The sequence below is a fragment of the Fodinicola feengrottensis genome (genome assembly GCF_039530045.1).
Taxonomy (GTDB): Bacteria; Actinomycetota; Actinomycetes; order Mycobacteriales; family HKI-0501; genus Fodinicola; species Fodinicola feengrottensis.
Map to the genome: position 1 here is coordinate 107,161 of NZ_BAAANY010000040.1, position 26,449 is coordinate 133,609.

General features: G+C 67.2%; 29 protein-coding genes. 7 read left to right on the forward strand and 22 right to left on the reverse strand.

Going from position 1 to position 26,449, the window contains the following annotated elements; genetic code table 11:
* Positions 1-63: 63 nt before the first annotated feature.
* The 11 genes from ABD301_RS37820 to ABD301_RS37870 form a co-directional block, all read right to left on the reverse strand.
* Positions 64-669: a TetR/AcrR family transcriptional regulator gene (locus tag ABD301_RS37820; RefSeq protein WP_344314907.1), complete on the reverse strand. Its 606-nt coding sequence runs from the start codon at positions 667-669 to the stop codon at positions 64-66.
* On the reverse strand, positions 669-1,364 hold the full coding sequence (locus ABD301_RS37825; RefSeq protein ID WP_163568436.1) for a YqeB family protein: 696 nt from the start codon (positions 1,362-1,364) through the stop codon (positions 669-671). Before ABD301_RS37825 ends, ABD301_RS37820 begins: the two co-directional genes overlap by 1 nt.
* Positions 1,365-1,403: 39 nt before the next feature.
* Positions 1,404-2,234, reverse strand: coding sequence for an SDR family NAD(P)-dependent oxidoreductase (locus tag ABD301_RS37830; protein ID WP_163568435.1), 831 nt, complete (start codon positions 2,232-2,234; stop codon positions 1,404-1,406).
* 136 nt (positions 2,235-2,370) lie between these two features.
* Complete coding sequence (locus ABD301_RS37835) at positions 2,371-3,000, reverse strand: hypothetical protein (RefSeq protein WP_344314908.1); 630 nt, start codon at positions 2,998-3,000, stop codon at positions 2,371-2,373.
* Positions 3,001-3,464: 464 nt separating this feature from the next.
* Positions 3,465-4,319, reverse strand: a complete 855-nt coding sequence (mmuM, locus tag ABD301_RS37840) for a homocysteine S-methyltransferase (protein WP_344314909.1) — start codon at positions 4,317-4,319, stop codon at positions 3,465-3,467.
* Between the two features lie 22 nt (positions 4,320-4,341).
* Complete coding sequence (locus tag ABD301_RS37845; protein WP_344314910.1) at positions 4,342-5,088, reverse strand: cupredoxin domain-containing protein; 747 nt, start codon at positions 5,086-5,088, stop codon at positions 4,342-4,344.
* 83 nt (positions 5,089-5,171) lie between these two features.
* Positions 5,172-6,167 (reverse strand): cupredoxin domain-containing protein, encoded by a 996-nt coding sequence (locus ABD301_RS37850; RefSeq protein WP_279580309.1) that lies wholly within the window; start codon positions 6,165-6,167, stop codon positions 5,172-5,174.
* A complete protein-coding gene (locus tag ABD301_RS37855; RefSeq protein WP_344314911.1) occupies positions 6,161-6,823 on the reverse strand; it encodes a hypothetical protein in 663 nt (220 codons plus the stop codon). The genes ABD301_RS37850 and ABD301_RS37855 overlap by 7 nt, the downstream gene beginning before the upstream one ends.
* A gap of 25 nt (positions 6,824-6,848) precedes the next feature.
* A complete protein-coding gene (locus ABD301_RS37860) occupies positions 6,849-7,739 on the reverse strand; it encodes a copper resistance D family protein (RefSeq protein ID WP_344314912.1) in 891 nt (296 codons plus the stop codon).
* Positions 7,736-8,362 (reverse strand): hypothetical protein, encoded by a 627-nt coding sequence (locus ABD301_RS37865; RefSeq protein WP_344314913.1) that lies wholly within the window; start codon positions 8,360-8,362, stop codon positions 7,736-7,738. The genes ABD301_RS37860 and ABD301_RS37865 overlap by 4 nt, the downstream gene beginning before the upstream one ends.
* Before the next feature lie 267 nt (positions 8,363-8,629).
* A complete protein-coding gene (locus tag ABD301_RS37870; protein ID WP_344314914.1) occupies positions 8,630-8,860 on the reverse strand; it encodes a helix-turn-helix domain-containing protein in 231 nt (76 codons plus the stop codon).
* Between the two features lie 94 nt (positions 8,861-8,954).
* On the opposite strand from ABD301_RS37870, the gene ABD301_RS37875 reads away from it, so the two are divergent.
* Positions 8,955-9,497: a helix-turn-helix domain-containing protein gene (locus ABD301_RS37875; RefSeq protein ID WP_344314915.1), complete on the forward strand. Its 543-nt coding sequence runs from the start codon at positions 8,955-8,957 to the stop codon at positions 9,495-9,497.
* On the opposite strand, the gene ABD301_RS37880 is transcribed toward ABD301_RS37875, so the two are convergent.
* From ABD301_RS37880 to ABD301_RS37900, 5 genes are all read right to left on the reverse strand, one after another.
* The gene (locus tag ABD301_RS37880) at positions 9,494-10,366 is read right to left on the reverse strand and encodes an ABC transporter permease (RefSeq protein WP_344314916.1); all 873 of its coding nucleotides are present in this window, start codon (positions 10,364-10,366) and stop codon (positions 9,494-9,496) included. The genes ABD301_RS37875 and ABD301_RS37880 overlap by 4 nt on opposite strands.
* Positions 10,356-11,147: an ABC transporter ATP-binding protein gene (locus ABD301_RS37885; protein WP_344314917.1), complete on the reverse strand. Its 792-nt coding sequence runs from the start codon at positions 11,145-11,147 to the stop codon at positions 10,356-10,358. The genes ABD301_RS37880 and ABD301_RS37885 overlap by 11 nt, the downstream gene beginning before the upstream one ends.
* Complete coding sequence (locus tag ABD301_RS37890; protein ID WP_344314918.1) at positions 11,144-12,196, reverse strand: ABC transporter substrate-binding protein; 1,053 nt, start codon at positions 12,194-12,196, stop codon at positions 11,144-11,146. Before ABD301_RS37890 ends, ABD301_RS37885 begins: the two co-directional genes overlap by 4 nt.
* A 547-nt stretch (positions 12,197-12,743) precedes the next feature.
* Complete coding sequence (locus ABD301_RS37895) at positions 12,744-13,115, reverse strand: nuclear transport factor 2 family protein (RefSeq protein ID WP_344314919.1); 372 nt, start codon at positions 13,113-13,115, stop codon at positions 12,744-12,746.
* Positions 13,116-13,192: 77 nt separating this feature from the next.
* Positions 13,193-14,131, reverse strand: a complete 939-nt coding sequence (locus tag ABD301_RS37900) for an AraC family transcriptional regulator (RefSeq protein ID WP_344314920.1) — start codon at positions 14,129-14,131, stop codon at positions 13,193-13,195.
* An 81-nt stretch (positions 14,132-14,212) separates the two neighbouring features.
* On the opposite strand from ABD301_RS37900, the gene ABD301_RS37905 reads away from it, so the two are divergent.
* From ABD301_RS37905 to ABD301_RS37920, 4 genes are all read left to right on the forward strand, one after another.
* The gene (locus ABD301_RS37905; protein ID WP_344314921.1) at positions 14,213-15,055 is read left to right on the forward strand and encodes a Rossmann-fold NAD(P)-binding domain-containing protein; all 843 of its coding nucleotides are present in this window, start codon (positions 14,213-14,215) and stop codon (positions 15,053-15,055) included.
* A 437-nt stretch (positions 15,056-15,492) separates the two neighbouring features.
* Positions 15,493-15,891: an STAS domain-containing protein gene (locus ABD301_RS37910; protein WP_344314922.1), complete on the forward strand. Its 399-nt coding sequence runs from the start codon at positions 15,493-15,495 to the stop codon at positions 15,889-15,891.
* Positions 15,892-15,918: 27 nt separating this feature from the next.
* Complete coding sequence (locus ABD301_RS37915; RefSeq protein ID WP_344314923.1) at positions 15,919-16,674, forward strand: HAD family hydrolase; 756 nt, start codon at positions 15,919-15,921, stop codon at positions 16,672-16,674.
* On the forward strand, positions 16,671-19,016 hold the full coding sequence (locus ABD301_RS37920) for a glycoside hydrolase family 65 protein (protein ID WP_344314924.1): 2,346 nt from the start codon (positions 16,671-16,673) through the stop codon (positions 19,014-19,016). Before ABD301_RS37915 ends, ABD301_RS37920 begins: the two co-directional genes overlap by 4 nt.
* Before the next feature lie 60 nt (positions 19,017-19,076).
* On the opposite strand, the gene ABD301_RS37925 is transcribed toward ABD301_RS37920, so the two are convergent.
* On the reverse strand, positions 19,077-20,204 hold the full coding sequence (locus tag ABD301_RS37925) for a glycoside hydrolase family 3 N-terminal domain-containing protein (RefSeq protein ID WP_163568427.1): 1,128 nt from the start codon (positions 20,202-20,204) through the stop codon (positions 19,077-19,079).
* A 130-nt stretch (positions 20,205-20,334) separates the two neighbouring features.
* On the opposite strand from ABD301_RS37925, the gene ABD301_RS37930 reads away from it, so the two are divergent.
* A complete protein-coding gene (locus ABD301_RS37930; RefSeq protein ID WP_163568426.1) occupies positions 20,335-21,270 on the forward strand; it encodes a DNA-3-methyladenine glycosylase family protein in 936 nt (311 codons plus the stop codon).
* Here the strand turns inward: ABD301_RS37930 and ABD301_RS37935 are convergent.
* Genes ABD301_RS37935 through ABD301_RS37950 form a run of 4 tightly spaced genes read right to left on the reverse strand, consistent with a single transcriptional unit; the run spans position 21,255 to position 24,056 of the window.
* Positions 21,255-21,845, reverse strand: coding sequence for a TetR/AcrR family transcriptional regulator (locus ABD301_RS37935; RefSeq protein ID WP_344314925.1), 591 nt, complete (start codon positions 21,843-21,845; stop codon positions 21,255-21,257). The two genes, ABD301_RS37930 and ABD301_RS37935, sit on opposite strands and share 16 nt — an antisense overlap.
* Entirely contained in the window at positions 21,842-22,861 is a 1,020-nt protein-coding gene (locus ABD301_RS37940; RefSeq protein WP_425552015.1) for an aldo/keto reductase, read from the reverse strand. Before ABD301_RS37940 ends, ABD301_RS37935 begins: the two co-directional genes overlap by 4 nt.
* A 52-nt stretch (positions 22,862-22,913) precedes the next feature.
* The gene (locus ABD301_RS37945; protein ID WP_344314927.1) at positions 22,914-23,702 is read right to left on the reverse strand and encodes an isocitrate lyase/PEP mutase family protein; all 789 of its coding nucleotides are present in this window, start codon (positions 23,700-23,702) and stop codon (positions 22,914-22,916) included.
* A 57-nt stretch (positions 23,703-23,759) separates the two neighbouring features.
* Positions 23,760-24,056: a putative quinol monooxygenase gene (locus ABD301_RS37950; RefSeq protein WP_163568425.1), complete on the reverse strand. Its 297-nt coding sequence runs from the start codon at positions 24,054-24,056 to the stop codon at positions 23,760-23,762.
* Between the two features lie 142 nt (positions 24,057-24,198).
* Between ABD301_RS37950 and ABD301_RS37955 the strand changes: the two genes are divergently transcribed.
* Positions 24,199-25,368 (forward strand): bifunctional transcriptional activator/DNA repair enzyme AdaA, encoded by a 1,170-nt coding sequence (locus ABD301_RS37955; protein WP_344314928.1) that lies wholly within the window; start codon positions 24,199-24,201, stop codon positions 25,366-25,368.
* 36 nt (positions 25,369-25,404) lie between these two features.
* Here the strand turns inward: ABD301_RS37955 and ABD301_RS37960 are convergent, their stop codons facing one another.
* Positions 25,405-26,433, reverse strand: coding sequence for a glycosyltransferase family 4 protein (locus tag ABD301_RS37960; RefSeq protein ID WP_344314929.1), 1,029 nt, complete (start codon positions 26,431-26,433; stop codon positions 25,405-25,407).
* Between the last annotated feature and the right edge of the window lie 16 nt (positions 26,434-26,449).

A 26,449-nucleotide genomic window follows, 5' to 3' on the forward strand; every position in this document is an offset into this window, starting at 1 on the left:
AACCGACTTTTTCCTTCTAAGGCATGCATATTCCTCCCCTTGAGGAAAGTCAACCCCACGGTTCTAACGCGGTTCGGCCCGCAGGAACCTGGTCAGCAGCAGCCGCAGAATCCGGTTTTCCGCAACCAGGTCGAACCCGGGTTCCTGACCGGCCCGGGAGAACATCGAGTCGGCCAGCGTGGCGATCCACACCGCGGCCGTACGCGCCGGGATCTCGCCGTCGATCTGGCCCTTCGCGGCGGCCCGCTCCAGCAGGACCGCGAGGCCTTCGTGGAGTTGGCGGTCGTTGCGTACGAGCAGCTCGGCGAGCTCCGGGTCACGGCTCGCCTGCGCGGCCACCTCCAGCGCCAAGCCACCCAGCTCCGGCTCGGCGAGCGGGCTGACGATCCCGTCCACCAGCGCCAACACGGCACCCCATGAATCGTCCGAGCCGAGCGCGATCGTCAGCCGCTCAGCGGTTTCCCGGCCGTCCTGTTGGAAGATCCCCAGGAAGATCGACCGCTTGCTGGGAAAGTAGTGGAACAGGCTGCCGGAGCTGATCCCGGCGGCCGCGCACAGCTGGGCAGTGGTGGTGCTCTCGAAGCCTTTGCGGGCGAAACACCCAGCCGCGGCTTCCAGGATCCGCAGCCGCTTCGCCTCGTGTTTGACCGGGTCGACCGTGCGCACCATCAGCCCTGGACCAGCCGCCAGTATTGGCGCTTTTTCTCGTCCCGTACCACCACACCTATCTTGCCGAGGTCCGCACGCAACTCCGCCGCGTCGTCACCGTGGTCGCCAGAAAGCGCTTTCTCTCGCGCTGCCAACAAAGCGTTGGCGCCGAGTGGGAGCGTCGGCTCGTCCGGCACCCAGCGCCGGTAGTCGCCGGCGTACGGATCTCCGCCGTCTCGCCAGGGAAAGTCGTAGGCCACGAATGCCTCCTGGACGTTGCTGAGGTCATTCTTCTCGCGTGCGAGTTCGGCTCCGCGCGACCCGAGAATGACGATCTGCTTGCCGTCCAGGAAAACTGCCGATATCGCGGCCCGGTCGACGGACCGCTCGGACTCTCCGCGCTGGAAGGTCACCCGCGCGGTCGACACCGTGATGGTCAGCAGGTCCTTGACCCACAGATACGCCAGCACCAACCCGGCGGCCACTCCCAGCCCGATCACCGCGAGCAGGCCGTACGGCTGCGGAATGGAGGCGATCAGCTTGAACGGCCCCTGCAGCGGCACCCACGCGAGGCTCGCCACCCAGCCGGCGATCGCGTGCACGCCCCACCCGGCCAGCGCCCCCGCCAGCGGACATCCCAGCCAGACCGCGATCCGCAGCCATCCCGGATCGCTGACGACCGTGCTCGTACGTTCCTCCGCTCTTGGGACATCCATGGGCATCATTATTAGACCGCGCGCTCGGTTTATCAACCACTAGAGGCCGGTCATGCCGCTGTCGACTTGGAGGGTTTGGGCGGTGATGTACGCGCTTTCCTCTGAGGTCAGGAACAAGGTGGCGTACGCGACTTCCCAGCCAGTGGCCTGGCGACCAAAGGGCAGCCGGGTTTCCATCCGCGACGGGCGGCCAGCGGCGGCGGCCCGACCGATCGGCGTGTCCACCGCGCCGGGGCTGACGATGTTCGCGCGGATCCCGCGCCGGCTGGCCTCCAGCGCGACATGCCGCATCAGGCCGCCCAACGCGGCTTTCGAGGCTTCGTAAGCGGCCAGCCGCGAACCGGATTTATAGCCAGCGACCGAGGAAATGAACACGATCGAAGAGTCGTCGTCCAGCCGCGGCAGCGCGGCCCGGCAGCAGAGCATGGTGCCGCGTACGTTCACGTCGAAGGTCTTGTCCCACTCGTCGAGGTCGACACCGTCGAGCCCAAGGGCGCCGACACCGGCGGCGGCGTTGAGGACGAGCCCGTCCAGACCGTCGAGGCCTTCGCATGCCTCCTCGATCATCCGGGTGACATCGGCCGCACCGCTGATGTCCGCCTGGATCGGGAACGCCTTGCCGCCCTGGGCGTCGATCATCGCGACGGTCTCGCGCGCGCTCTCGATGCCCCGGTTCGCGACCGCGACATGCGCGCCCTCACGGGCGAAAAGCACCGCGATCGCGCGACCGTTGCCGATCGGGTCGGTGGCCGCGTCGTACGTCCGCTGGCCACCGCCGACGACCAGGATCCGGCGACCGGCGAGCCGTCCACGACCGGGCTCCAGGCCCGCCGAAACCGCGCCGATCGCACGTACGTGACGCTCGCTCATCTGCTCCCTCTCGCCCGGACGACCGTGATCAACTTGTACGGCGCAGAGCGGACAAGGGCCAGCAAGACTGTCCGGAGGGGCTGACCGTACGGCCCGATCAGGCGGCTCGTGGTCTGTCTGTGAGCTGCGTGGCGAGCTACGAACGACCGGCGCCTTGGTTGCCAGCCAAGATTGAGTCGAGCAGGTCGCGCGTGCCTGCCATACCCTGGGTTTCATACACGCTGTCAAGGGCGGCGGCTTCGGGGTCGGCTACGACCGCGTGATAGCTGCCTGCTAGCGCTCGGGCGTGGAGCGAATGTCCGAAGCCTGCTTTATTATCACCGGCCTCGGCCGCATCGTCGCTGAGCGCCTCGGCTTGCCGCCATTGTTCGCGTAGCCATGTCCGGAGTGGCGTTTCGCCGTACGTTTGGCCGCGTAAGGCATTGAGAGCTTCCCGAGCGCCGTGCTGGTGCGGTGACACGGTAAATGCGTATTCGACCACGGCGAGTGCTATCCGCCGTTGGACATCGGGATCGGCTGCACTGATTCGCGCCGCTAGCTCAGGTTCCGTACGGGTGAGGCGTCTGTTAGGACTGCCGCCCATTTTGCGTGCCAGCATGATGAGACGCATCTCCGCATGAATGGATGTCTCGCCCACTATCTCGTTGGCAGGTATAGCGTCGGGGCAGATGTCAGCTACTTCTTCCGGTATGGCCCAATGGAAGCCGCTTATTGCGATGACCGGAACCGGCTTGCCGTCCTTGCCGATGACGATACCTGCCGCCATGCATCTTCTTTTCATATGCGGCGGGAGCGCGTTCTATATCGCCTTGGAGGCCCATACCGTCCAGGCAACGCCATCGGTTCGCCAGTCAGGTGCCCCATAGCGAAGTCGGCCCGCGCCTGGTTGAGGAACGCGCGTGCCTGTGCCATTTTGTTCGCGGCATCTTGACGACGCCGATCACTGCCCGGAGGCATTGCCGCCTATCACTGTGCCTCACTGGGTTTTCAGCGTGCTGCTGGCCCGTGAATGCCGGGCAGGAACTTGCGCCCAGCGATGGAATCAAGAGCCCAAACCCGACGAAACATGATAATCCCTCCGTATCATGAGGGTAACCCTCAACAACCTCGGAGAGAACCGTATTTGGCGTTTCTGCGGTGTGCCGGAGGATCGCCCTCATACCTGGTCGTATGGGGGCGGTTCACCGGTGCGGCCAGCCGGCTCCTGGGCGCCGGAGCCGCCGTGCCACATCACAGACAGGCCGGGTGGCCGGCCAGTTGGGCGATCTCGGCCGGGCCGACCCGGCAGCAGCCGCCGACCAGCCGGGCGCCGGCCGCGATCCAGCGTTTCACCTCGGCGGGCTCGAAGACCGCCGGACCGGTCCAGCGATGGTTCGCCGAGTCCCAGTTCTCGCCGCTGTTCGGATACGCGACGACCGGTTTTCCACTCCGCGCGGCCAAAACCACCAGGTCGGCGACATCGGCAGGGGCCGTACAGTTGACGCCCACCGCGACCACGGACGGGCAGTCGCGGGCCATCGCGAAGGCTTCTTCGACTGGCTCTCCGGCGCGCGTACGAGTGCCGGCGCAGGTCAGCGACAGCCAGGCCGGAAACCCCAACTGGTCGAGCTCGGCCAGCACCGCCTCAACTTCGGCCAGGCACGGGATGGTCTCAATGGCCAGCACGTCCGGACCGGCGTCCGCCAGCACGGCCATCCGGCGGTGGTGGAAGCTGCGCAGCTCGGCCACGGTCAGCCCGTAGTCGCCGCGGTATTCCGACCCGTCCGCGAGCATCGCCCCGTACGGCCCGACGGACGCCGCCACCCAGCCGTCGCCAGCCTCTCGAGCCAGCTCGACACTGCGTCGCATCAGTTTCTCCGCGTCCTGCCCCAACTTCTGAAAGGACGCCTGATAGCTGGCGGTCGTCGCCACCTCGGCCCCGACCTCGAAGAACGCCCGGTGCGCCGCGACGATCTCGGCCGGCTCATCGGCCAGCAACCAGGCCGACCACAGCTCGGTGCTCAGGTCATTCCCGCGCCGCTCCAACTCGGTCGCCAGCCCACCATCCAGCACGACGACCCGCTCCCGTACCACCTCCGCGAACATCCCTCGGCTCTCCTTCCCACCCTCAACCGCCGCGTTTTCTTGTCCGCGACGCCGCATTGCGTGCCACTGGCGCAGGTGCAGAGGCGTCGCCACCAGCCTCCGGGAGAACGGCGGTGTCCGCCAGGTCGGAGTGGGCGGGAGAGAGCGAGTCCGTGAGAGGGGCGGGGGCGGAAACAGGTACGGGTACGGGACGGGAGGACATAAGCAGGAGACAGAAGACGACGACGGCGACAGAGATGCCGGCGACGACCAGGAGCGGGTTCAGGCCGGCGGACGACGTGTCGGCGGTGGCGGCGGGCATGGACATCTGGGGCGTCGCGGTGGCGGCTGGTACGACGGCCGCCGGCGGCGAAGCGCTCGCGGACGGGCGAGCCGCGGTGTTCGCGGACGAATGAGCCGTAGCCGCGGGCGAGACTCGGCCAGAAGATGGGGTTTGCTTGGGTCTCACGACCAGCTGGGCCGTCATGTCCGGGTGCACGCTGCAGACGTACGAGTACGTGCCGGGGGTACCGAAGGTGTAGGTCCACGACTGGCCCTTGCCTATCAGCGGGCCGTGGAACGACAGCGGTCCGCTGGTGATCATCACGTCATGCTGGGCGACGTCGTCATTGGTCCAGGTCACCGAGTCGCCGGCGACGACGGTCAGGGCGCTCGGGCTGAAGGCGTACTGCTTCATCTGGACGGTATGCCCGGCGGCGGCCACCGGCGCGGCCGGCAGGACCAGCCAAAGGGCGGCGGCGAGGACGGCGAGTACTGGCCACTTTCGCATGTGTTGCGCTCCTGGGGGCGACATACTGGGAGTGCCGGTGGTCCGGCCGACTGCGACTCGGCCGGACCACCGGTTTGGTGCGGTCAGCAGGAGCTGACGTTGCCGCCGGCCAGCGGCTGGATCATGTGCTCGATCAGCACGGTGTGCGTTTTGACGTACTGGTCGAGGTTCGCGATGTCGGCCACCTGTTGTCCGGGCGACGCCTCAAGATGCGCCGCGTAGACGTGCTCCAGGAACACCGTCAGCGCCTGGTTCGAGCCGCCGACGAGCGGCTGGATCAGGTGCTCGACCAGCACGGTGTGCGTCTTGACGTACTGGTCGAGCTGGAGAATGTCGCCCACCTGCTGGCCAGGGCCTTCCTCCAGGTGCGCCGCGTAGAAATGCTGCAGGAAGACGGTGACGGCCGCGTCCAGTCCCGTGCACGGACTTCCGCCGCCACCGGTCGGCGGCGCGGAAGCCGGCGGGGACGACGACGGCGGAGCTGAGGATGGGGGCGGGGACGACGGCGGCACGGGCGTGCTGCCGGTCACGGTCACGCTGGCCTTCATGTCCGGGTGTACGGCGCAGTAGTACGCGTACGTCCCTGGTTTGCTGAACGTGTACGTGAACGACTGTCCCTTCTGCAGGTTGCTGGAAGCGAACATCACCGGTCCGCTGCTCACCGTCACCGTGTGCGGCGCGGTGTCCTCGTTCGTCCAGGTCACCGTGTCGCCGACGGCGACCGTCAGGCTGGCCGGCGAGAACGCGTAGTTCATGATCATCACCGAGTGGCTGGCGGCCGCGTACGGCTGCGCCTGATCGCCGGCCACCGTGTTGGCGGCCGGTGCCACCGCCGGCACCGGTGCGAGACCGGCGTTCTGGGCGGCCAGCCCGGTCGGCATCGGCGCAATGTCGGCCTGCGCCTGCATGCTGGCCAGCGACAGCATCGCCACCAGCACCCCAACCCCGGCGACCAGCGCCGGCCATTTCCTGCGTACGTGCTGACCCATCCGAGCCTTTCCTTTCCCTGGTGGGAAACCTGGCGTGCCGGCCGGCTGCGACTCGGCCGGATCACCAGTCTTTCCCAGTGAGATCAACAAGAAGTGACGTTCGATCCGGACAGCGGCTTGAGCATGTTCTCGATCAACACCGTGTGGGTTTTCACATACTGGTCGAGATTGCTGAGGTCGGTGACCTGTTGCCCGGGAGACGTTTCCAGGTGTGCGGCGTAAACGTGCTGCAGGAAAACCCCGAGCGCCGCGTCCGATCCGCCCACCGACGGCTTGATCATGTTCTCGATCAGCACGGTGTGCGTTTTGACATACTGATCGAGATTGGTCAGGTCACCAAGTTGCTGGCCGAGTCCTTCCTCCAAGTGGGCCGCGTAAAAGTGCTGCATAAAGGCGGCAACGGCGGCGTCCAGGCCGGTACAGGGCGTCACGGCCGCCGGCGGCATGTCCACACTGTGCGCACCGGCCGCTGGTGCGGCCGGTGCCACCGCGGCCGGAGCGGCGCCGGTGACAATCTTCCCGACGCTGGACAACCCGGGGACCTGAGCGGCTGGCGCCGCTGGGAGGGCCGGCACCGCTGGTACGACCGCGGGCGCGACATTGTTGACGGCGGCGGCATTTTGCGGCATCGCGGTGGCCGACGCGTCCTGCGACAACGCGATCATCGACACAGCTGCGGCCGCGGCCGCCGCGGCCGCGACCAACAGCAGCCCGCGCCGCCGGCCGGCGGTTTCGGTGAATTCCATGTGCATCTTTCCTTCCCCACAAACGTCAGTGGCCGGGATTGGCCGTGACGAGCACACTCGCCGCGACGAGCACGGCGACAACCAGAACGGTCTCGGCGCCAACCGACAGCGCGAACGACCGGACCGCTGGGCGGCGGCTTTCCAGGACCGCCACCTGCAGGCGTTTTTCCACCCAGTTCTTGCTTTTCATGGCGGCCAGCAAGACCAGCGCGAAGACCGACAGCTTGATGAGCAGCACGCGACCGTACGACGTCTCGAAAACCGCGCCGACAGAGCCGATGATCTGCCACCCGAGAATGACCCCTGAGGACACGATGGCCAGCACCGAAATCATCGCGAACTTGGAGAATTTCGGTACCACGTCGGCCAACTCAGCGGCCTTGCGGCGCGGCAGCAGACCGATCGACAGCACTGTGAGCCCACCCACCCAGGCGCTGACTCCGCCCAGGTGCAGGAAATCCGCGACCATACCCAGCGGGGCGTCCGCGGTTTCGGCGGAGTGGCCGTTCAGACCGGTGGTCCGCAGCAGGCCGACGGCGATCGCGGCCGTACCGACCCGCCACGGAATCGACCGTACGGCCTGCTCGCCGCGCTGCAGCACCGCGACCACAACCACCGCCGCAAGCAACCAGAGCAAGGCCATGGCCGCGGCCGTACGACCAAAAGGCGCCTCCAGTACGTCGACGACAGCGGAGCCGGCGACCGCGTACTGAGCGGACAACAGGACGGTCGCGATGGCGCCAACAACGCCCGCCAGCACCGAAACGACGAGGATCATCCGGGTCCGGCGGTCCTGCGCGCCGGCCGGCCAGAGCGCCGACACGAACAGCAGGCCGCCCAGCAGCACCGCCAACGCGAGGTAGTCGGTGACGTGGATCAGCACCGAACCCGCATGCAGCAAATCCTCCCGACTCATCGGCCGACTCCGGCCGCGGTCAGGCTTTTTCCGGCGGTTGTCGCGGTCGCGCAACAACTCTGACCAACCAGGAAGCCCACCGGACAGCTGAGCAAACCGGCAGGATGGTCGGGCGTGGCCGGCGCCACCAGCGGCCCAAGCACTGGCACCGGCCCCAGCAACGCCGGCACCGGCGCCGGCCGGGGCGAGCCGGACGCATCTGGCTCCCCAGCCACCAACGGCCCCACTACCGGCAACGAGCCGACCAGGCCAGGCGGGCACGTGGGTTGCGGCGTGGGTTGCGGCGACGACGACGGCGACGGTGTGCTGGGCGTGGGCTGACCGGTGACCGGGCCGCCGCCGGAAACCCCGCCGCTCACCCCGGAAGATCCGCCACTCACCCCGCCCCCGCTGACCCCACCCCCGCCGGCCGCGGCACCGCTGGACGCCCCCTGCGGCGGCGCCTGGCTGCCGGGATCGGCGGGGGCCGCGGCGGCCGGTGGTACGGCTAGCGGCTCGGTCGTACTGCCGGGCCGAATGCCCGCCCCAGAAGCGAATCCGAGGATGACCACCACCGCGCCGGCCAGCACGGCGGCGACCGCCTCATCCCGGCGGTCGGCCAGCTGAAAGCCGAAAATCGTCATCCCTGTAGTCCTCCCCAGACCCGCCGGCGCGGCTCGTCTCCGGATCGAAACGACGCATGAGTGGCGGGCGTCCGTGACTGCAAACTGAGCGCTTTCACGCTGCTCTGCTGGGGAGGAATGCTGGACGTCCGAATCGTTCCGATCGTCACAGCGGGGTAAATCTCGGGTGTCGATCAGTTCACGCGGGCCCACCGGTCACTGTGAGAAGCGCCCAGGAGCTCCAAAGTTTGTCGATGACGTAAATCACCGCGGGCGTCGTTGGACTCCTCAGTGGTCCTTTTCCTTTTCCATAGGCGCGTACGTGATCGCGTCCAGTGGCACCCTGAGGCGACGAGCCAGCGCGACCGCGATGTCCGGTCGCGGCTGCTGGCTGCCGGACTCGATTTTGGTCAGGTAGCCGGGCGAGATTCCGACGGATTCGGCGAAGGATCCGTGACGGATGCCCAGCGCTTCTCGGAGTGCCCTTACGGCAGGTCCGAGCACCATACGGGTTCCCATGGCTGCAGAGTGTAGGGAGTCCAAACCGGGGAAACAAGCAGAGACACGTAGCTACGTCTTGTTGTTTCCTGGAGTTTCCTGCACAATGACCGGCATGTCTGAAGTCGGCGACTACGTACGCACCGCGCGCGTCAGCCATAACTGGACGCAAGAGCAGCTAGCCGTCCTCGTGGGGGTGTCCCTACGGACCCTCAGCAAGTGGGAGAACGGCGCCGACATCCCGCGCGGCCGGGTGCTGGTGCTGGAAAAAGTCCTCGGCGTTTCGCTCGACACGGCGGTTTGGGAGCTGCACGAGGCCGCCAAAGCCGCCCACGCGTCGTACGTCGTGCAGGATGCGCTCGCGAAGGATGCCCGAACAGCGCTGGAGAGCCACGAAGAGCTGTTGGCGGCGCACGGGAACGCGCACGGATTCGACCAGGCATATGAGGCGCTGGCCGCGCAGGCCACCGAGCTGGCCGCCGCGGCGCAGGAAGCCACCAGAACGGCGGCTCAGGCCGAAAGGATGTGGCAGCACCGGGAAGACGCACTGCGGGCGCACAAACGCTATGTGCACCCGGACGCCGCCGACCTTTCCCGGATCAGCGACGGCGCGCTCCTGGAGGAGATCAGCCGCCGCCTCGCGGCCGTACGAGACTAGCGTCCCTCCGAAATCCCCCACCGGGCCCGGATCGTCCGGTCGGCAAAGGAAAACCCGGTGTCCACCGCGATGCCGATGATCAGGATGATGATCAGCAACGCGATGACGATCTCGGGCTGAATCTGGTCGCGGGCATGCTGCAACTCGGCCCCGATGGACGGCCGGCCTTCGACAATCACCAGTAACTCGCCGGCCATCAGGCTGCGCCACGCGAAGGCCCAGCCCTGTTTCAACCCGGCCACGCAGGACGGCAGCGCGGCCGGCAGAATGACGTAGCGGAACAGGCTGAAGCCCTTCGCTCCCAAATTTTGGCCTACCCGCTTTAAAAGCGGCGGGACATAGTCGACGCCGTTGATGAGGCCGTTGGCGATCGAGGGGGCCGCGCCCAGCACGATGACGAAAAGAATCGCCTGCTCGGACAGCTGAAAAAGCAGGATCGCCAGCGGGAACCAGGCGATCGACGGCAACGTCTGCAGGCCGGTGATCAGCGATCCGATGGCCGCCCGCAAAGCCTTGACCCGTACCACAGCGATGCCGACCACACCACCGATCACCGTCGCCACCGCGAACCCGGTGACCGCCCGGGTCATCGTGATGCCGATGGCCTGCCAGAAGCCGGCGGTGAAAATGTTCTGCCACAGCCAGGAAAACACCTCCGGCGGCGCGGGCAACACGTACGACGGTTTCCAGCCGGACCAGACAACCAGCTGCCACGCCAGCAAAACCAGCACAATGGCCAGCACTTTTGGCCAGGTCGCGGCCCACAGCCGGGACCAGAATCCGGCCGTACGCCCGATGTTCAGCTCCAGCGCGTCCAGGCCGGCGAGCTCGGCCCGGCCAACGGCGGCTTTGTCCAGATCAGCGGCCATGGCGGCGAACCTCCTCGCGGAGCCGGTCGGTCACCTTCGCGGCCAGCTGGGACACTTCCGGCGAGTCGATCCGACGCGGCCGCGAGTAGTCCACCGCGAATTCCTCGACCACCCGGCCGGGCCGGCTGGACAGCAGCACGATCCGGTCGCCGAGGCGAGCCGCCTCCCTGACGTTGTGGGTAACGAAAAGAACGGTCAGGTTGCGCTCGGACCAGATGCGTTCGATCTCGTCGTGCAGCACGTCCCGGGTCATCGCGTCCAACGCGCCGAACGGCTCGTCCATCAGCAGTACGGGTGAATTCGACGCGAGGACGCGAGCCAGCGCGACCCGCTGGCGCATGCCGCCGGACAGCTCATGCGGCCGTTTTCCGGCGAAATCCAGTAGATGTACGGTCTCCAGCAGCTCACGGGCGCGCGCTCGCCGCTCGTCGCGGCCGACTCCATGCAGCCGCATCGGCAGCTCGACATTGGCGCTGACCGTCAGCCATGGCATCAGGCCGGGCTCCTGGAACATCAGCGCGGCCGCCACCCCGCCGGTGTCGATCGTCCCGCTGGTCGGCTTGTCCAGACCCGCCACCAGGGACAACAGCGTACTTTTGCCACACCCCGAAGCGCCCACCAAACAGACGAACTCGCCGGGCTGGACGGTCAGGCTGATCCCGTCCAGGGCCACCACCCGTCCGGCACGGTTCCCGAACGCCTTCCCCACACCAGCGATGTGGACGGCCGGCGACGCGACTTTTTCGTCACGCGGCCTGACTTGGGTACTCGTCACGGTCATGTGCTCGGCTCCGGGATGGTGGTTTGGTGCGCCGCGGTGAGCACCTGGTTGAGGATCGTCAGGTCGTACAAACCCTTCAGATTCGGCTTCTCCAACAGTCCGACGTCAACAGCGTGATTGGCACCGGTCACCAGGGTGGAGGCGAGCGGATCATTGGTGAAGTCGATGGTCTTCCACGCCTCCGCGATCAGCGCCGCGTTCGGCTTCTTGCCGGTCAGCTTGCCCAGCGCGGTGACCACGTCCGCCTGCGCTTTGGCCGGGTTGCTGGCAATCAGCTGGTTCGCGGCCACCTGACCGGCCAGCACCGCCTTCACCAGATCGGGGTGCTTCTGCAAAAAGTCGGTGCGCACGATGATGTTGGTGATCACGAACTTGCGGCCCGGCCACAGGTCCCGCTCGTCGACCAGCACCTTGCCACCGGCCTTGACCAACGTGGACGCGGTCGGCTCCGGCACCCAGGCGCCGTCGATGGCGCCCGTACCAAACGCGTCCACGGTCACCGCGTTGTCCTGCGGGGTGATGTGTACGTCCCCGCCGCCGTCCTTCGTGGTCGTGAAACCCTGCTGCTTCAGCCAGTAGCGCAGCGCCACGTCCTGGGTGTTGCCCAGCTGTGGCGTAGCGATCTTCTTGCCGCGCAGGTCAGCGGCCTTGGTGATGGACGGCTTGACCACCAGCTCAACCCCACCGGACGCTGATCCGGAGATGACCTTGAGCGCCTGGCCCTTGGATTTCACGTACGCGTTGACCGTCGGACTCGGCCCGATGTAGCCGATATCGATCGCGCCGGAGAACAGCGCCTCGATCTCGGCGGGCCCCGCGTTGAAACTCTGGGTGGTGAGTTTCGCCGCGCCGAGTTCCTTCTGGAAAAGGCCTTCCTGGACGCCGATGATGGCCGACGCATGCGTCAGGTTGGGGAAATAGCCGAGCCGTACGGCATCCGCGGACCCGCCGGAGCCGGACCCGCAGGCGGTCAGCCCGGTGGCAACGACCGCTGCCGCGGCTGCTGCCGTGAGGATGGTCCGCCAGCGGCGGCGAGGTGATGCTGACACAGATTTCTCCCAGGGATTTACGCGGACCTATCGCGACAAAGGCGGATTTCAGGGGCGCTGACGAGAGCGCGCCGGGACGTCGTCGTCCTACGGCAGAGTCAGTGACAACATGCGGCGCTGAAGACACGGCACATGTCGATGTGCCGGCGGCTCACCAGCCGAAGCGAACGCATAACACGTGATGCTACGGACTCGACACCACCACGTCACCCCCCGTCCGCGAGCACCCCGTACCGAAATGCCCTATATGACGGCGTGACGTACACCGCAAAGTCCTTTGACGACCACCACCCCTCAGCGGCCGTCGTCGGAGGCCAGTGTTGTTGATCATGGGTAACCAGGTGCGGCGCGAAACTGTCGTACCCCTCCGGCAGATTTGCCCCCACCCAGTGACGGGTGGGGGGCGGGTTCGAGGACCAATGTCCAACTAAAAATTAAGGTCCACCTCTCAACCCACCCCCCGCCCGTTCAAAGGGAGGGGGAAAGAAAAACAGACACCTACGACAATTTCGCGCCCCATCGGTGTGTCGGGGTCGCGAGCTCGACGTTATTTCGCCCAGGGGATGGGGAGGCCGGCGCGGTCGTGGAATGCGGCCGTGTCGACGATGACGTGGTTCTCGTCGACGAGGCCTTCGACGGTGTGGATCCGGTCAATGCCGCTGATTTCGAAGGGTCCGCGGCGGCCGGTGGCCTGCATAATCCAGCGTACGAAGGAAAAATCGCCGCTCGACGCGGACTCGGCGACCGTCAGCCGTACGTCCGGCAGCGCCTCCAGCAATGCCGCGATGCAACCGACATAGTCCACTTTGCCGCGTACCGGCTCGGCTGTTCCGGCCCAGTGACCCACCACGTCGTCCGTCAGGATGGGCGCCACCAGCGTCGCGTCCGGGCGCGACCAGAATGCCTCGAAGCCCCGCACCGACCAACCTTGTTGATTTGTCATAAACCGCAGCCAAGCAAGCGGGCCGCGGAGTTGTCGATTACTTCGGAGGTAGGTCAGGCCGGCGCGAGCGAGCCGGTACGGAACTCCTGCGGGCTGACCCCGCGGACCCGCTTGAAAGCGGCGCTCAGCGCGAACGAACTGCCATAACCCACCTGGCGGGCGACCGCGCCGACGGTGGCGTCGGGTTCGCGGAGCAGGTCGGCGGCCAGCGCCAGCCGCCAGGCGGTCAGATACGCCATCGGGGGCTCACCGACCAGGTCGGTGAAGCGGCGGGCGAGCGCCGCGCGGGAGACACCGACGGAGGCGGCGAGCCGCTCGACCGTCCAGGGCTCGGCCGGGTCGTGATGGAGCGTACGCAACGCGCGCCCGACCACCGGGTCGCCATGCGCGCGATACCAGGCCGGCGCCTCGGCACGGGCGAACCACGTACGCAGCACCGCGATCAGCAGCAGGTCCAGCAACCGGTCCAGGACCGCGTCCTGACCCGGCTCGTCCTTGCCGATCTCGTCGTTGAGCAGCGGAATCAGCGGGCAGCTCCAGCTGTCCGCGGTGAGCACCAGCAGAGCGGGAAGCGCGTCCAGCAGCCGCCGGCTGATCTCGCCAGGCAGTTGGTACGCGCCGGTAAGCAGCATCGTCGAGCCGTCCGGGTTGTCGCCCCACGTACGTGTCCCGAGATCCCACGGGCCGCACAGATCGTCGCCGGTCAGCGTGGCGCTGTGGTTGCCAGGCAGGATCACCGTGCTCGGTTTGGTCGCCGGTTCGTCGGCCACCGTGTACGGCTCCGGCCCACGCACCACCGCGACGTCGCCGGGCCCGAGCCGCACCCGCTCGCCGCGGTCCGGCAACACCCAGGCGTGCCCGCGTACGACACAGATCAGGGTCAGCGGCGCCTCGTCCTGGATCCGCAGCCCGAAAGGTGGCTCCAGCACCGAGCGCATCAGGAAGGCACCGCGTGCCCGCGGCCCGTCCAGAAGCCCAGCCAACGCGTCCATAGGGCTAAGACTAGACGCTCGAACATGGAACTGAGCTGCTCAACCATGTTCCGTCTCACCGGACCGCATTTGACTGTACGTATGGAGAAAACAACTGTGGTCCTTGGTGGTACCGGGAAAACTGGCCGCCGGGTGGTCGACCGGCTGCTCGACCAGAACAGGCCGGTGCGGGCCGCGTCTCGTACCGGCACACCGCCCTTCGACTGGGCCGATCAACGAACCTGGCCGGCGCTGCTGGAAAACGCCGCCGCCGCGTACATCGCCTACTACCCCGACCTCGGCAGCCCGGAGGCGACCGCGACGATCGCCGCCTTCACCGAGCTGGCGGTCAGCGGCGGCGTCCGGCGGCTGGTGCTGCTTTCTGGCCGCGGCGAGGAGAACGTGCTGCCCAGCGAACAGGTCGTACGCGAATCCGGGGTGGAATGGACGATCATCAGGTCGAGCTGGCTGGCCCAGAACTTCAGTGAGGATTTCCTGCTGGAGCCGGTCGCCCACGGCGAGGTCGTGCTGCCGACTGGTCAGATCCGGGAACCCTTTGTCGACGCCGACGACATCGCCGACATCGCCGTTGAGGCGCTGACCGGCTCCCGGCATGCGGGCGAGCTGTACGAGGTGACCGGCCCGCGGCTGATGACTTTCGCCGACACCGTCAGGGAGATCGCGCAGGCGTCCGGCCGGGATATTCGGTACGTGTCGGTGTCCATCGGCGAATTCGCCGCCGGACTGCGGCAGCAAGGCATGCCCGAAGAACACATCCCCTTCTTCGCCGACCTCTTCGAGCGCGTACTCGACGGCCGCAACGAACACCTCACCGACGGCGTGGAACGCGCGCTCGGCCGCCCACCCCGCGATTTCGCCGACTACGCGAAAAGTACCGCCGCCACCGGTGTCTGGGGCCTACCGTCGGACGCTTCACAAACCTGAGGAACAGCTGAGAATCCGTCCGGGAACCCGGCGAAACCGGCAGCTCGGACGGGATCCGACTGGCTCTGCGGGTTTCTTCTCGACCTCCCCTATTGCGTCCCGGCCGTGGCCGTGTCACGCTTATCACGCAGCGCAGCCCCGACCGCTCCCCCCGTGGCGGCCGGGGCTTTGCTGCATCTACGGCAGGTGTGTTTCCACCACCGCCGCTGCCTCCGCGCGGCGCCCTCGGCGACCAAACCCGGTGGCGTAGACAACCAGGGTATGGCGGCTTTTGCCACATAAATGCTTGATGAGTGGACTGTCGCCTATCAGCCGTTACAGCACGTTACCCCACAGCGAGCGAACGTCGGAGTTGGCGCGGGGTCACCACGGCGCTGGGTGGCCGAGTAGCCTGGCGCCACCAGAACAGAACGAGCGCCAAGGAGAGGCAGCAGACGATGACCGACGCGCCGCACTCGCCGCGGCTCGATGCCCCGGACTCCGGCATCGGCGGATCGGGACTCGCCGTGGCGGTCGCCGAGGACAGCCCCCGACTGGCCGTGGTCACGGTCTCCGGAGAGCTGGACATGGCCACCGAACCGCAGTTCTCCGCCGAAGTGGGGGCCCAGCTGCCGCCCGGCCGTGAGATCCTGGTGCTGGACCTCGACGGCGTCAGCTTCATGGGCTCGGCCGGCCTTAAGGCCCTGGTGGAGTTGCAGCAGCTGGCCGATCGTCACGGCGCCCGACTGCGGCTAGTGCTCGGCCAGTCCCCGACCGGCCGGCTGCTGGAGCTGACCGGGCTGCGCACAACTTTCGCGCTTTTCGAAACAGTCGAGGAAGCCCGCAAGGCTGCCTGACGTCCGTACGAGCCGTAGCCTGAGCACGTGACCAGTCGCGGATTGGGCTTGCCCGACCATATCCAGGCCTGCCTGTTCGACCTGGACGGCGTGCTCACCCAGACCGCGAAGGTGCACGCGGCCGCCTGGAAACAGATGTTCGACGACTTCCTCCGCGGTTGGGCTGACCAGCACGGACAGCGGTTCGTCGGCTTCGATCAGGTTGACGACTACGACAGGTATGTGGACGGCAAGCCGCGCGACGACGGCACCCGGTCATTCCTCGCCTCCCGTGGCATCGAGCTGCCGGACGGCGGCCCGAACGACTCGCCGGACGCGCCAACCGTGCACGGCCTTGGCGTACGCAAGAACGACCTGGTGCTGGCGAAGATCCACCAGGACGGCGTCGAACCGTACGACGGCTCGGTCCGCTATTTGCGCGCGACGGCCGCCGCCGGACTGCGGCGGGCGGTGGTGTCATCCAGTACGAACTGCAAGGACGTGCTGGTCGCGGCCGGCATCGACGGCCTGCTGGACGTACGCGTCGATGGCGTGGTCGCGCGGGAGCGCGGGCTCGCCGGCAAACCTGCCCCGGACACCTATTGGGCGGCCGCGAAGGAGCTGGGTGTGCCGCCCTCGCGAGCCGCGGTGTACGAGGACGCGCTGGCTGGGGTCGAGTCCGGCCGAGCTGGCCAGTTCGGCTTCGTGATCGGCGTCGACCGTGTCGGACAAGCCGCCGAGCTGAGCAAACACGGCGCCGACGTGGTGGTGAACGATCTCGCCGAGCTGATCGAGGGCCCGTGATCCGGCATCCTGCCTTCCAGGTCCGGCCCTGGAGCCTGGTGGAAAGCGCTCTGGACCTTGCGGTGCTGGCCCAGACCGAGTCACTTTTCGCGCTGTCCAACGGTCACATCGGCTGGCGCGGCAACCTCGACGAGGGCGAACCGCATGGCCTGCCCGGCAGCTACCTGAACGGCGTCCACGAGCTGCGCCCGCAGCCGTACGCGGAAGCCGGCTTCGGCTATCCGGAGTCCGGCCAGTCGATTCTGAACGTCATCAACGGCAAGGTGATGCGGCTGCTGGTCGACGACGAGCCCTTCGACATCCGGTACGGGGAGCTTCGCGCGCATCGCCGGGAGCTGGACTTCCAGACCGGGATTCTGGATCGTACGGTCGAATGGGAGTCGCCGGCCGGCCAGGTCGTCCGGGTCAGCTCGCAGCGGCTGGTGTCCTTCCCGCAGCGGGCGATCGCGGCGATCCGCTACCAGGTCGAGGCGGTCGACACGGCAGTGCGGATCGTGTTGCAGTCCGAGCTGGTCGCCAACGAGCAGCTGCCGGTCGCCGCGAACGACCCGCGATCGGCCGCGGCGCTCGGAAAAGCGCTGATCCTGGAGGACGGCGGCAGCCTGGACGCGGCGGGCTACCTGGTGCACCGGACCGAACGCAGCGGCATCCGGGTGGGTGCCGCGATGAACCACGAGGTCGACGGGCCGGCGGACACGTCGATGGAGTCGACCACGTTCCACGACGTGGCCCGCACGATGGTGTCGGCCACGCTCGCGCCCGGCGAGCGGCTGACAGTGGTGAAATACGTGTCGTACGGCTGGTCCGGGACCCGGTCGCTGCCAGCCATCCGCGACCAGCTGCAGGCCGCTCTCACGCTGGCCCGCAAGTCCGGCTGGCCGGGTCTTTGCGAGGCACAGCGAGAATTCCTCGCTGGCTTCTGGAGCAACGCGGACGTACGCCTGGATGGCGACCTGGAGTTGCAGCAAGCGGTCCGGTTCGGACTTTTCCATGTTCTGCAGGCATCCGCGCGCGGCGAGGGACGGGCGGTGCCAGCGAAGGGGCTGACCGGTCCTGGCTACGACGGGCACACGTTCTGGGACGCCGAGACTTTCGTGCTCCCCGTCCTCACGTTGACCTATCCGGCGGCCACCAAACACGCCCTGCGGTGGCGGCACAGCACCCTGCCGGCCGCGCTGGAAAGGGCGCAGCAGCTCGGATTCGCCGGCAGCGCCTTCCCATGGCGGACCATCGACGGCGCGGAATGCTCTGGATACTGGCCGGCCGGCACGGCCGCTTTCCATATCAACGCGGACATCGCGGCCGCCGTACTGAACTACTGCCGGGTGACCGGCGACGCCGACTTCATGTCCAGCTACGGCATTGAGCTGCTCGTCCACACCGCGCGGCTCTGGTCGTCGCTGGGCCATCGCGGCCGGGACGGCCGGTTCCGGATCGACGGGGTGACCGGCCCGGACGAATACAGCGCGATCGCCGACAACAACGTCTACACCAACCTGATGGCGCAACAGAACCTGCGCGCCGCGGCCGAGGTGGCTCGCAAGTTTCCGGTACGCGCAAAGGAACTTGAGGTCTCCGCGCTGGAGATCGCCGGCTGGGCGGACGCGGCGGCCACGATGTACGTGCCCTACGACGAAAAACTTGGGGTGCACCCACAGTCCGACGGCTTCACCGGCCACCAGCCGTGGGATTTCGAGAAAAACGACTGCTATCCGTTACTGTTGCACTATCCGTATTTCGACCTCTACCGCAAGGCCGTGGTGAAGCAGGCCGACCTCGTACTGGCCATGCAGCACCGGCCAGACGCCTTCACCGACGACGAAAAGACCCGGAATTTCGCTTACTACGAAGCGATAACAGTAAGGGACTCCTCTCTTTCGGCCGGCACCCAGGCGGTGCTGGCGGTCGAGGTCGGGCAGGTGGAACTGGCGTACGCGTATGTGGGCGAAGCCGCCCTGATGGACATCGACGACCTGGAACACAACACCGCCGACGGCCTGCACATCGCCGCGCTCGCGAGCGGCTGGACCGCGCTGGTCGCCGGTTTCGGCGGCCTCCGGGTGACCGACGACGGCGTGTGTTTCGCGCCACGGTTGCCACCTGGGCTGGACGGCTTCGCTTTTCGGGTGTGCATAAGGGAAACACCGATCCGCGTCGAAGTCGGCGCCGAGTCGGCCACCTACACCGCGCTGGACGGCGACCAGATCACTATCCGCCACCACGGCACGGTCCAGGACCTGCTACCCGACACCCCGGTCTCGCTGCCCATCCCACCCGCACCGCCCACCCGCCCAGTGCACCAACCCGCCGGCCGCTCCCCGCAGCCCCGCCACCTCCGGTAGCGCCTTTGTCCGCAACGCCCGTTGCTTGCGACTCGCGCAAGCAACGGGACTACGGCGAGGTCACGCGAGGCTGCCGCGGAGGGCGGTGATGCGGTCGACGGCGGCGGTGAAGTCGGCGGCCGGGAGTTGGCCGGACTGCAGGGCGTCGGCGAGTGCGGTGGTGGCCTGCTGGCCCTGGGTCACGTCCTGCGCCGAGCACAGCACCAGATCCATGCCGGCCTGCGCGGCCAGCACGCTGCGTTGCCCTGTCGTGCCGTACGACTTGAGGGCGCCGGCCTCGATCGCGTCGGTGATTGTCACGCCCCGAAAGCCCATGTGAGCACGCAGTTCGTTCTGTACGACGGTGGTCGACAAGCCGGCGGGTCGGTTCGCGTCAAGCGCCGGGTAGACGGCCCACGAGGTCATGATCAGCTTGACGCCGGCGGTGATGGCCGCACCGTAAGGCACCTCATCCGCGCCGCGCAGCGTCGACATCGGCACGTTGAGGGTGACCGGCCCGAGGTCGGTGTTCTGGCTCTGGGTGGCCGCGCCGAGCCCCGGGAAATGCTTCGCGGTGGCGGCGACCTTGAGCGCCTGCTGAGCGACGATGAAGTTCTTGCCGAGCGGCCCGACCTTCGCCGAGTCCTGGCTGTAAGAACGGCCATACTCGTCGATGAAGTTGCCCGGCGTACGGAAAACATCGAGCACCGGCGCGAGGTTCACGTTCATGCCGACGCCGTGCAGGGTGTTGGCCGCGCCGGTGCCGGCCTGGCTGGCCAGCGCGAGGCTGTTCGAGGACGCGCCGATCTGCTTTTCCGACAGCGACGGCTCACCGGGCAACCGGCGGACCTGGCCGCCCTCCTGGTCCGTCATCAGCAGCAACGGCTGCGAAACCGGACTTTGTTGCTGCGCCTGGACCAGTTGCGTGATGACCGAAGCGATCTGGCTGGGACTGGAGATGTTCGGCTTGAAGAAGATCACCCCGGCGGCCTGGCCGGCCTTGATCGCCTGCAGGAGCGCCGCGGGCGGAGTGAGGCCCGCGTACGAGTAGATGATCCGCTGACCAGCCTCCTGTTGAACTGTCAGATGGACCTTCGGACGTGTCGTGGCGCTTGCGTCGTGCGCCGGAGAACTGGCGAACGTACAGGCCGCGACCACCGTCAGGGCCGACGCCGATGCGATTACCCACCGTGCCCAATGCCGTGTCATGGGGCTATTAAAGCGGGTAATTGACTCACACAAAACCTGTGTCTGCCGAAATATACAAACATTTATTCACATTTTACTGTCCACATCGCCCCATCAGGGACAGCGCACGGACGGGACATACACTCCGGGAGTGACCGCTTCCGTCGTACGAACGCCTGTCGCGGTCACCACATGGCGGCCGGAGCTGCCGGTGGACGTACGGATGACGCTCGGCTCGATGGTGCGTGGCGGCGCGGACCCGTGCCATCGGTACGCGACCGACGGGTCGTTGTGGCGCACCAGCCGGATGCCCGCCGGGCCGGCGACTTTCCGGCTCACCCAGCGCGGCCTGCACGAGGTGACCTGTGAGGCCTGGGGCCTTGGCGCAGAGGAGGTCGTCGCCTCGCTGCCGGACATGCTGGGCGGCCGGGACGACCCGGCCGGCTTCGACCCGCGCCATCCACTCCTGCGTGACGCGTACGCGCGCCATCCGGGCCTGCGGGTGCCGCGGACCGGGCGGGTGATGGAAGCGCTGATCCCGGCGATCCTCGAGCAAAAGATCACCGGAAAGCAGGCGCACAGTGCTTTTCGTTGGCTGCTGAGAAAGTACGGCGACGCCGCGCCGGGTCCGGCGCCGGCCGGCATGGTGGTCATGCCCACTTCCGAGCAATGGCGGCATATTCCGTCGTGGGACTGGCACCGGGCCGGCGTCGAACCGCCCCAGTCGCGGACGGTGGTGACCTGCGCGCGGGTCGCGAACCGGCTGGAGGAATGCGTTGGTTTGCCGATGGAAGACGCTTATCGTCGAATGCGGTCCATTCCCGGGGTAGGGCTGTGGACGGCCGCCGAGGTGGCCAGCAGGGCGCTCGGCGACGCCGACTCGCTGTCCGTCGGTGACTATCACACCTGCAAAATCGTGGGATACGCCTTGACTGGCAAGCCTTTGGACGACGACGGCATGGTCGAGCTGCTGGAATCGTGGCGTCCGCATCGCTATCGGGTCGTACGACTGCTGGAACTGACGCCGGCCGCCCATCCGCCGCGCCGGGGGCCGCGGATGACCATCCAGGATCACCGACGGCACTGAACCAGGCCGTTGAGGATCACCTTTCGTACGGCGGCGAACTCGGCATCGATGGTGGGGATGGTCCACCGCCAGGAATGCAGTGGACTGCGGAAAACCACGGTCGCGTCGAACACCGCCTGCGCGGCGGTGGATGGATCCGTTTCGGCGAACTCACCGCGGCCGATCCCGTCCACGATGATGGTCGTCAGCTGCGCCACCAAATCACGCAAATGTTCGACGACGGTTTCGCTGGAATGGTCGGCCAACACCGCATAGGTCGCGAACAGTGCGGGGTCCGCTGCCGCTTTTTCCTTCTTTGCCAAGAAGAGAGCGAGCAGCCAGCGGTCCAACCGGTCCGCCGCCGGACCATCTCGCTCGACGATCTCGGTGAGCCCGGCGCACGCGTGGTCCAGCCAGCGCCGGGTGACCGCCTCGCGCATCGCCGTTTTGCTGGGAAAATGCCGGTAAACACTGCCGTGGCTGACATTCAACTCGCGGGCCACGTCGACCACGGTCGCCTTTCCCGGCCCGTACCGGCGAAGCACGTCCTCAGTGGCTGTCAGGATCTGCTCCGCCGTCAACGCGGTCTCATTCACTTTTCGCTGTCCAACATGGCCATCGACGCCGTCGGGTAGCGGTCCCCGGCCGCCGCGCCGGCCGGGATGGCCTTCTCGATCCGCTCCAGATCGTTGGCGTCCAACGAAATGTCCAGCGCGGCCAGCGACTCGGCCAGTCGGATACGCCGGCGCGTACCGATCACCGGCACGATGTCGTCACCGCGATGCAGCGCCCACGCGATCGCGATCTGCGCCACCGTCGCCTCCTTGGCCTGCGCGACGACGCGGAGTTCATCGACCAGCCGGAGATTGTGGTCCAGGTTCTCGCCCTGGAACCGCGGGCTGTGAGCACGGAAATCGCCGGAGCTGCCGGCCGAATACTGCCCGGAAAGCAGGCCACGGGAAAGCACCCCATACGCCGTGATGCCGATGCCCAGCTCCCGGCAGGTAGGCAGGATCTCGTCCTCTATTGCGCGCGACAGCAGCGAATACTCGATTTGCAGGTCCACGATCGGGTGCACCGCCTGCGCCCGCCGAATCGTCTCGACGCCGACCTCGGAAAGCCCGATGTGACGGATGTAGCCAGCGTCCACCAGTTCGGAAATGGCGCCGATCGTCTCCTCGACCGGCACCGCCGGGTCCAGCCGGGCCGGCCGATAAATGTCGATGTAGTCCACGCCGAGCCGGTTGAGGGAATATGCCACGAAATTCCGGACCGCGGCCGGCCGCCCATCGAACCCTCCCCAGCCGCCGCCTGGCCTGCCCAGCATGCCGAATTTGACGCTGATCACCGCGTCTTCGCGGTGCCGCCCCTTCAGCGCCCGGCCGACCAGCAGCTCATTGTGGCCCATGCCGTAAAAATCGCCGGTGTCGAGCACCGTCACGCCAGCGTCCAGCGCCGCGTGGATCGTGGCCACGCTCTCGTCGTCGTCAGCGGACCCGTAAACGCCGGACATCCCCATGCACCCGAGCCCGACCGCTGATACCCGCGGCCCATTCGTACCCAATCCACGCTTCTGCACAGCCGCCTCCTGGTGATGATCTGTCACCAGCATCGCATAACAACTGACAGATTTCAATCTCTGTCAGTTGTCACGCGGCGGGATGTCAGAAGAGGGCGTTGAGAGTGGCGTACGGGAGGCCGTCGGCGAGAGTGTCGTACGTGCCGGAGGTGACCAACTCGGTGGCGGCTTGGCTGGTCAGGGCATACGCGGCCTGGGCGATCGCCTGGCCGACGCTGACCCTGGCCACCCCGAGGTCGGCGAGTTCGCCGACGGTGAGCGCGCCAGGGCCGACCATCACGTTGAGCGGCCCGGCGATGCCGTTGACGAGCTTGCCAATGGTGGTCGCGTCGGCGGCTCCCGGCACGAAGATGCCGTCGGCGCCGGCGGCCAGGTAGGCCTGCGCCCGGTGCAGGGTCTCGTCGACGGTGCCGGCGCCGAACAGGTAGACATCGGTACGGGCATTGACAAAGAGGTCCGATCCGGCCGCCTCTCGGACGACCGCGAGGCGAGCGCTCTGGTCCTGGACGCTGAGCAGCGCCCCCGAGGCGCTGTCCTCGAAGTTCACCCCGACGGCACCGGCCGCGACCACCGCGCGTACGACCGCGGCCAGCTCGTCGAGGTGCTGGCTGTAGCCGCCTTCGATATCAGCGGTGACCGGCACGTCGACCGCGTCGCTGATGCGCGCGATCGCCTCGATCGCGGACGTACGGTCGAGGTTCCCACCGTCCGCCGCGCCCAGGCTCCAGGACACCCCGGCACTGGTGGTCGCGACCGCCGCCGCGCCGGCCCGTTCGACCAGCCGGGCGGACGCCACATCCCATGCGTTGGGCAGCACCAAAACCGGCCCGCTGTGCAGGTCGCGAAAAATCCTGGCTTTGTCTCGCTGATTCATTTCGTGGTTCTCCGGTCCAGAAAAGGCACCGCGCTTTCCAGCGCGGTGCCAAGTTTTTCAGAGACTGACGAGTAGTTCGTGGTCGATTTCCACAAACTCCACGATCAGGTCGGCGAACTGGCCGGCGATCAGCTCCTTGTACGCGGCCGAGCCGGTGTGGGCATCGTACGCCGCTTGGTCGGCGAAATGCTCAACGAAGAGCAAATAGTCCGGCCGGGCCGGATCCCGGTAGACCCGGAACGACCGCAACCCGGGCTCCTGCGCCGGGCCCTTGGGCGCGAACTCCTGGACGATGGCCTCGGCCGCGGCCTGGTTACCGGGCTTGAGTTCGATGGGAAACACCTTGATAAGCACGGAAATCCTTTTCGGTTTGGCGAACTGCTGACAGCGAGAAGCATCGTCTCGGGACCGGCCGAAGTCTCGCCACATTCGGACACGATGACGATGTCCGAATACGGCTAGCGCGCCGGCCGTCGTACGCCTATACCTGAGAAACGTGACGACATATTCGGCGGTGGTGACCACTGGGATCTACTGCCGGCCCGGGTGCGGCGCGAAGCCGCTGGCCGAGAACGTGCGGACCTTCGAGCTGGCGGCCGCGGCCGAGGTGGCCGGTTTCCGGGCCTGCCTGCGCTGCCGGCCCTATCGAGTGGCCGGCCCCATCAGCACCGATTCGCCGGAGTTGGTGTGCCGCGCGGTGCAGCTCATCATCGACGGCGCACTGGACGACGGCACCGAGGCGGATCTGGCTGCCCGGCTCGCCTTGTCGGCACGGCATTTGCGGCGGATTTTCCTCGCCCACCTCGGCGTCACGCCCGACCAGCTGGCTCGCTCCCGACGCGCCCACTTCGCTCGCCGAATGTTGGACGACTCCGACCTGACCGTCGCGGAAGTGGCTTTCGCGTCCGGTTTCGGGAGCCTACGCCAGTTCAACCGGGACATTCGCGAAGTTTTCCGTTCCTCACCAAAAGAACTACGCAACCGCCGACGCCGGTCCGACCGGCTCGCGGCCGATGGCGGACTCACCCTGCGGCTGCCCTTCCAGCCGCCGTACGACTGGGACAACGTCCAGGTTTTCCTTGCGGAGCGGGCCATTCCCGGAGTGGAGTCGGTGCAGGACGGCGTCTACCGACGTACGATCAGCCTCGACGGCGGGCCAGGTGTGCTGGAAGTGCGGCCCGGCAACGAAAGTTGTCTGTTGTTGCAGGCCCACCTGCCGTACTGGGAAGGCCTCATCCACGTCGTCGAACGCGCTGGCCGGATGGTGGGGCTCGCCGACCCGACGACCGGCCCGGGTGCTTGGGGCGCGTTCGAAATCGCCGCACATGCGATCGTCGCGCAGCACTGCGGCCTCGCGCGGGCACGTACCCGGATGGGCACCCTGACCCGGCACCTCGGCCAGCCGGTCGGCGGCCTCACGCACGGCCTCACGCACCTCTTCCCGTCCGCCGACCTGGTGGCCGGCGCCGACCTCACCGCCGTCGACCTCCCCCGCCGTACGGCGCAGACGCTGCGGTCCCTCGCCACCGCGGTCGCTGCCGGCACGGTGGTGCTTGACTGCGCCCTGCCGCTGCCCGACCTCGTACGTACGCTCACCGCCGTCAGCGGCCTCGGCGTACCAGCCGCCCACCACATCGCCACCCGCCTCGGCCACCACCTCCCCTAACCCGTCCCACTCTCGCCGTGGTTACGCGAGCAGAGGTCAGTCGCTGAGAGTGGTGATGAGGGACAGGAGGTGCTGGGCGGAGGAGTCCCACGAGAAGGCGGCGGCGCGGGTCCGGCCGGCGATAGCGAGGGCGGCGCGGCGGGCCGGTGCAGTGACGGATTGGACGGCCGAGGCGTACGAGCGAGGTGAGTCCGGGTCGAAGAAGGCGGCCGCGTCGGCGGCGACCTCGCGGAAAACTGGGAGCTCGCTGCAGACGACCGGGGTGCCCAGCGCCATCGCCTCGATGATCGGCAACCCGAAGCCCTCGTCTTTGGAGGCGGTGACCAGCGCGGCGGCGGATTTGAGCAGCTGGTGATAGTCCTGATCGCTGATGCCATGCCAGAAAACCACCTCGGCACCGGCGGGTACGAGTGCGCGCAGCTGCGCTTCGCGCTGCGGCTTGATCCGGCTGACCAGATGCAAAGTGTGGCCGGGCAGAAATTCCAGGCCCGCGACCAAAGTCTCGACATTCTTGTATTCCATGAAAGACCCCATGTAGACCAGGTCTTTCGTCGGCTCTACCGCGGCCGTGCCACCCAACCCGGGCTGCGGCGCGTTGTAGACAACCTCGACTGGGCGGCGAGTCAGCCGGTGCTCAAGAATGAGATCGCGGCTGGTCGAGGACACCGTGGCGACCGCGTCCGCGCGGTTGAGCAGCAGCCGTTGTGGCGTGTACGTCAGGTGATAAAGCCGCCAAATGAGCTGCACCGGCAGCGGAAGGAAACCCGGCGGCTGACGATGCCGGTAGTAGATCAGGTCATGCAGGGTGAGGATAAGCTTGAAGCGCCGGCCGAGGCTGCCGATCACCTGCATGGGACTGAAAACCACGTCGGCGCCGAGCTTGTTCAGCTTGCTGGAAAAGAAAAACTCGCGGACCGAGATCGGGTTGTTGAGCTGCACGTACGGCACATCCGGCAACAGCGCGAGCTGTCGCTGGTCGTGGATGATCATGGTCACTGGGTGGATCCGGCTGAAAGCCTCCAGCAGGCTGGCACCATAACGGCTGATGCCGTCGTGGGTGTCCATCCGCGTCCACCGCGCG

Coding starts and splice junctions, on each gene's coding strand:
- ABD301_RS37820 (WP_344314907.1), bottom strand. CDS start 669: ATGGTGCGCACGGTCGACCCGGTCAAACACGAGGCGAAGCGGCTGCGG.
- ABD301_RS37830 (WP_163568435.1), bottom strand. CDS start 2,234: ATGAGCGAGCGTCACGTACGTGCGATCGGCGCGGTTTCGGCGGGCCTG.
- ABD301_RS37945 (WP_344314927.1), bottom strand. CDS start 23,702: ATGAATCAGCGAGACAAAGCCAGGATTTTTCGCGACCTGCACAGCGGG.
- ABD301_RS37900 (WP_344314920.1), bottom strand. CDS start 14,131: ATGGACGCGTTGGCTGGGCTTCTGGACGGGCCGCGGGCACGCGGTGCC.
- ABD301_RS37885 (WP_344314917.1), bottom strand. CDS start 11,147: ATGACCGTGACGAGTACCCAAGTCAGGCCGCGTGACGAAAAAGTCGCG.
- ABD301_RS37855 (WP_344314911.1), bottom strand. CDS start 6,823: ATGGAATTCACCGAAACCGCCGGCCGGCGGCGCGGGCTGCTGTTGGTC.
- ABD301_RS37880 (WP_344314916.1), bottom strand. CDS start 10,366: ATGGCCGCTGATCTGGACAAAGCCGCCGTTGGCCGGGCCGAGCTCGCC.
- ABD301_RS37940 (WP_425552015.1), bottom strand. CDS start 22,861: ATGCTGGTGACAGATCATCACCAGGAGGCGGCTGTGCAGAAGCGTGGA.
- mmuM (WP_344314909.1), bottom strand. CDS start 4,319: ATGTTCGCGGAGGTGGTACGGGAGCGGGTCGTCGTGCTGGATGGTGGG.
- ABD301_RS37925 (WP_163568427.1), bottom strand. CDS start 20,204: ATGACACGGCATTGGGCACGGTGGGTAATCGCATCGGCGTCGGCCCTG.
- ABD301_RS37870 (WP_344314914.1), bottom strand. CDS start 8,860: ATGGGAACCCGTATGGTGCTCGGACCTGCCGTAAGGGCACTCCGAGAA.
- ABD301_RS37860 (WP_344314912.1), bottom strand. CDS start 7,739: ATGAGTCGGGAGGATTTGCTGCATGCGGGTTCGGTGCTGATCCACGTC.
- ABD301_RS37910 (WP_344314922.1), top strand. CDS start 15,493: ATGACCGACGCGCCGCACTCGCCGCGGCTCGATGCCCCGGACTCCGGC.
- ABD301_RS37875 (WP_344314915.1), top strand. CDS start 8,955: ATGTCTGAAGTCGGCGACTACGTACGCACCGCGCGCGTCAGCCATAAC.
- ABD301_RS37960 (WP_344314929.1), bottom strand. CDS start 26,433: ATGGACACCCACGACGGCATCAGCCGTTATGGTGCCAGCCTGCTGGAG.
- ABD301_RS37865 (WP_344314913.1), bottom strand. CDS start 8,362: ATGACGATTTTCGGCTTTCAGCTGGCCGACCGCCGGGATGAGGCGGTC.
- ABD301_RS37905 (WP_344314921.1), top strand. CDS start 14,213: ATGGAGAAAACAACTGTGGTCCTTGGTGGTACCGGGAAAACTGGCCGC.
- ABD301_RS37835 (WP_344314908.1), bottom strand. CDS start 3,000: ATGGCGGCAGGTATCGTCATCGGCAAGGACGGCAAGCCGGTTCCGGTC.
- ABD301_RS37825 (WP_163568436.1), bottom strand. CDS start 1,364: ATGGATGTCCCAAGAGCGGAGGAACGTACGAGCACGGTCGTCAGCGAT.
- ABD301_RS37845 (WP_344314910.1), bottom strand. CDS start 5,088: ATGCGAAAGTGGCCAGTACTCGCCGTCCTCGCCGCCGCCCTTTGGCTG.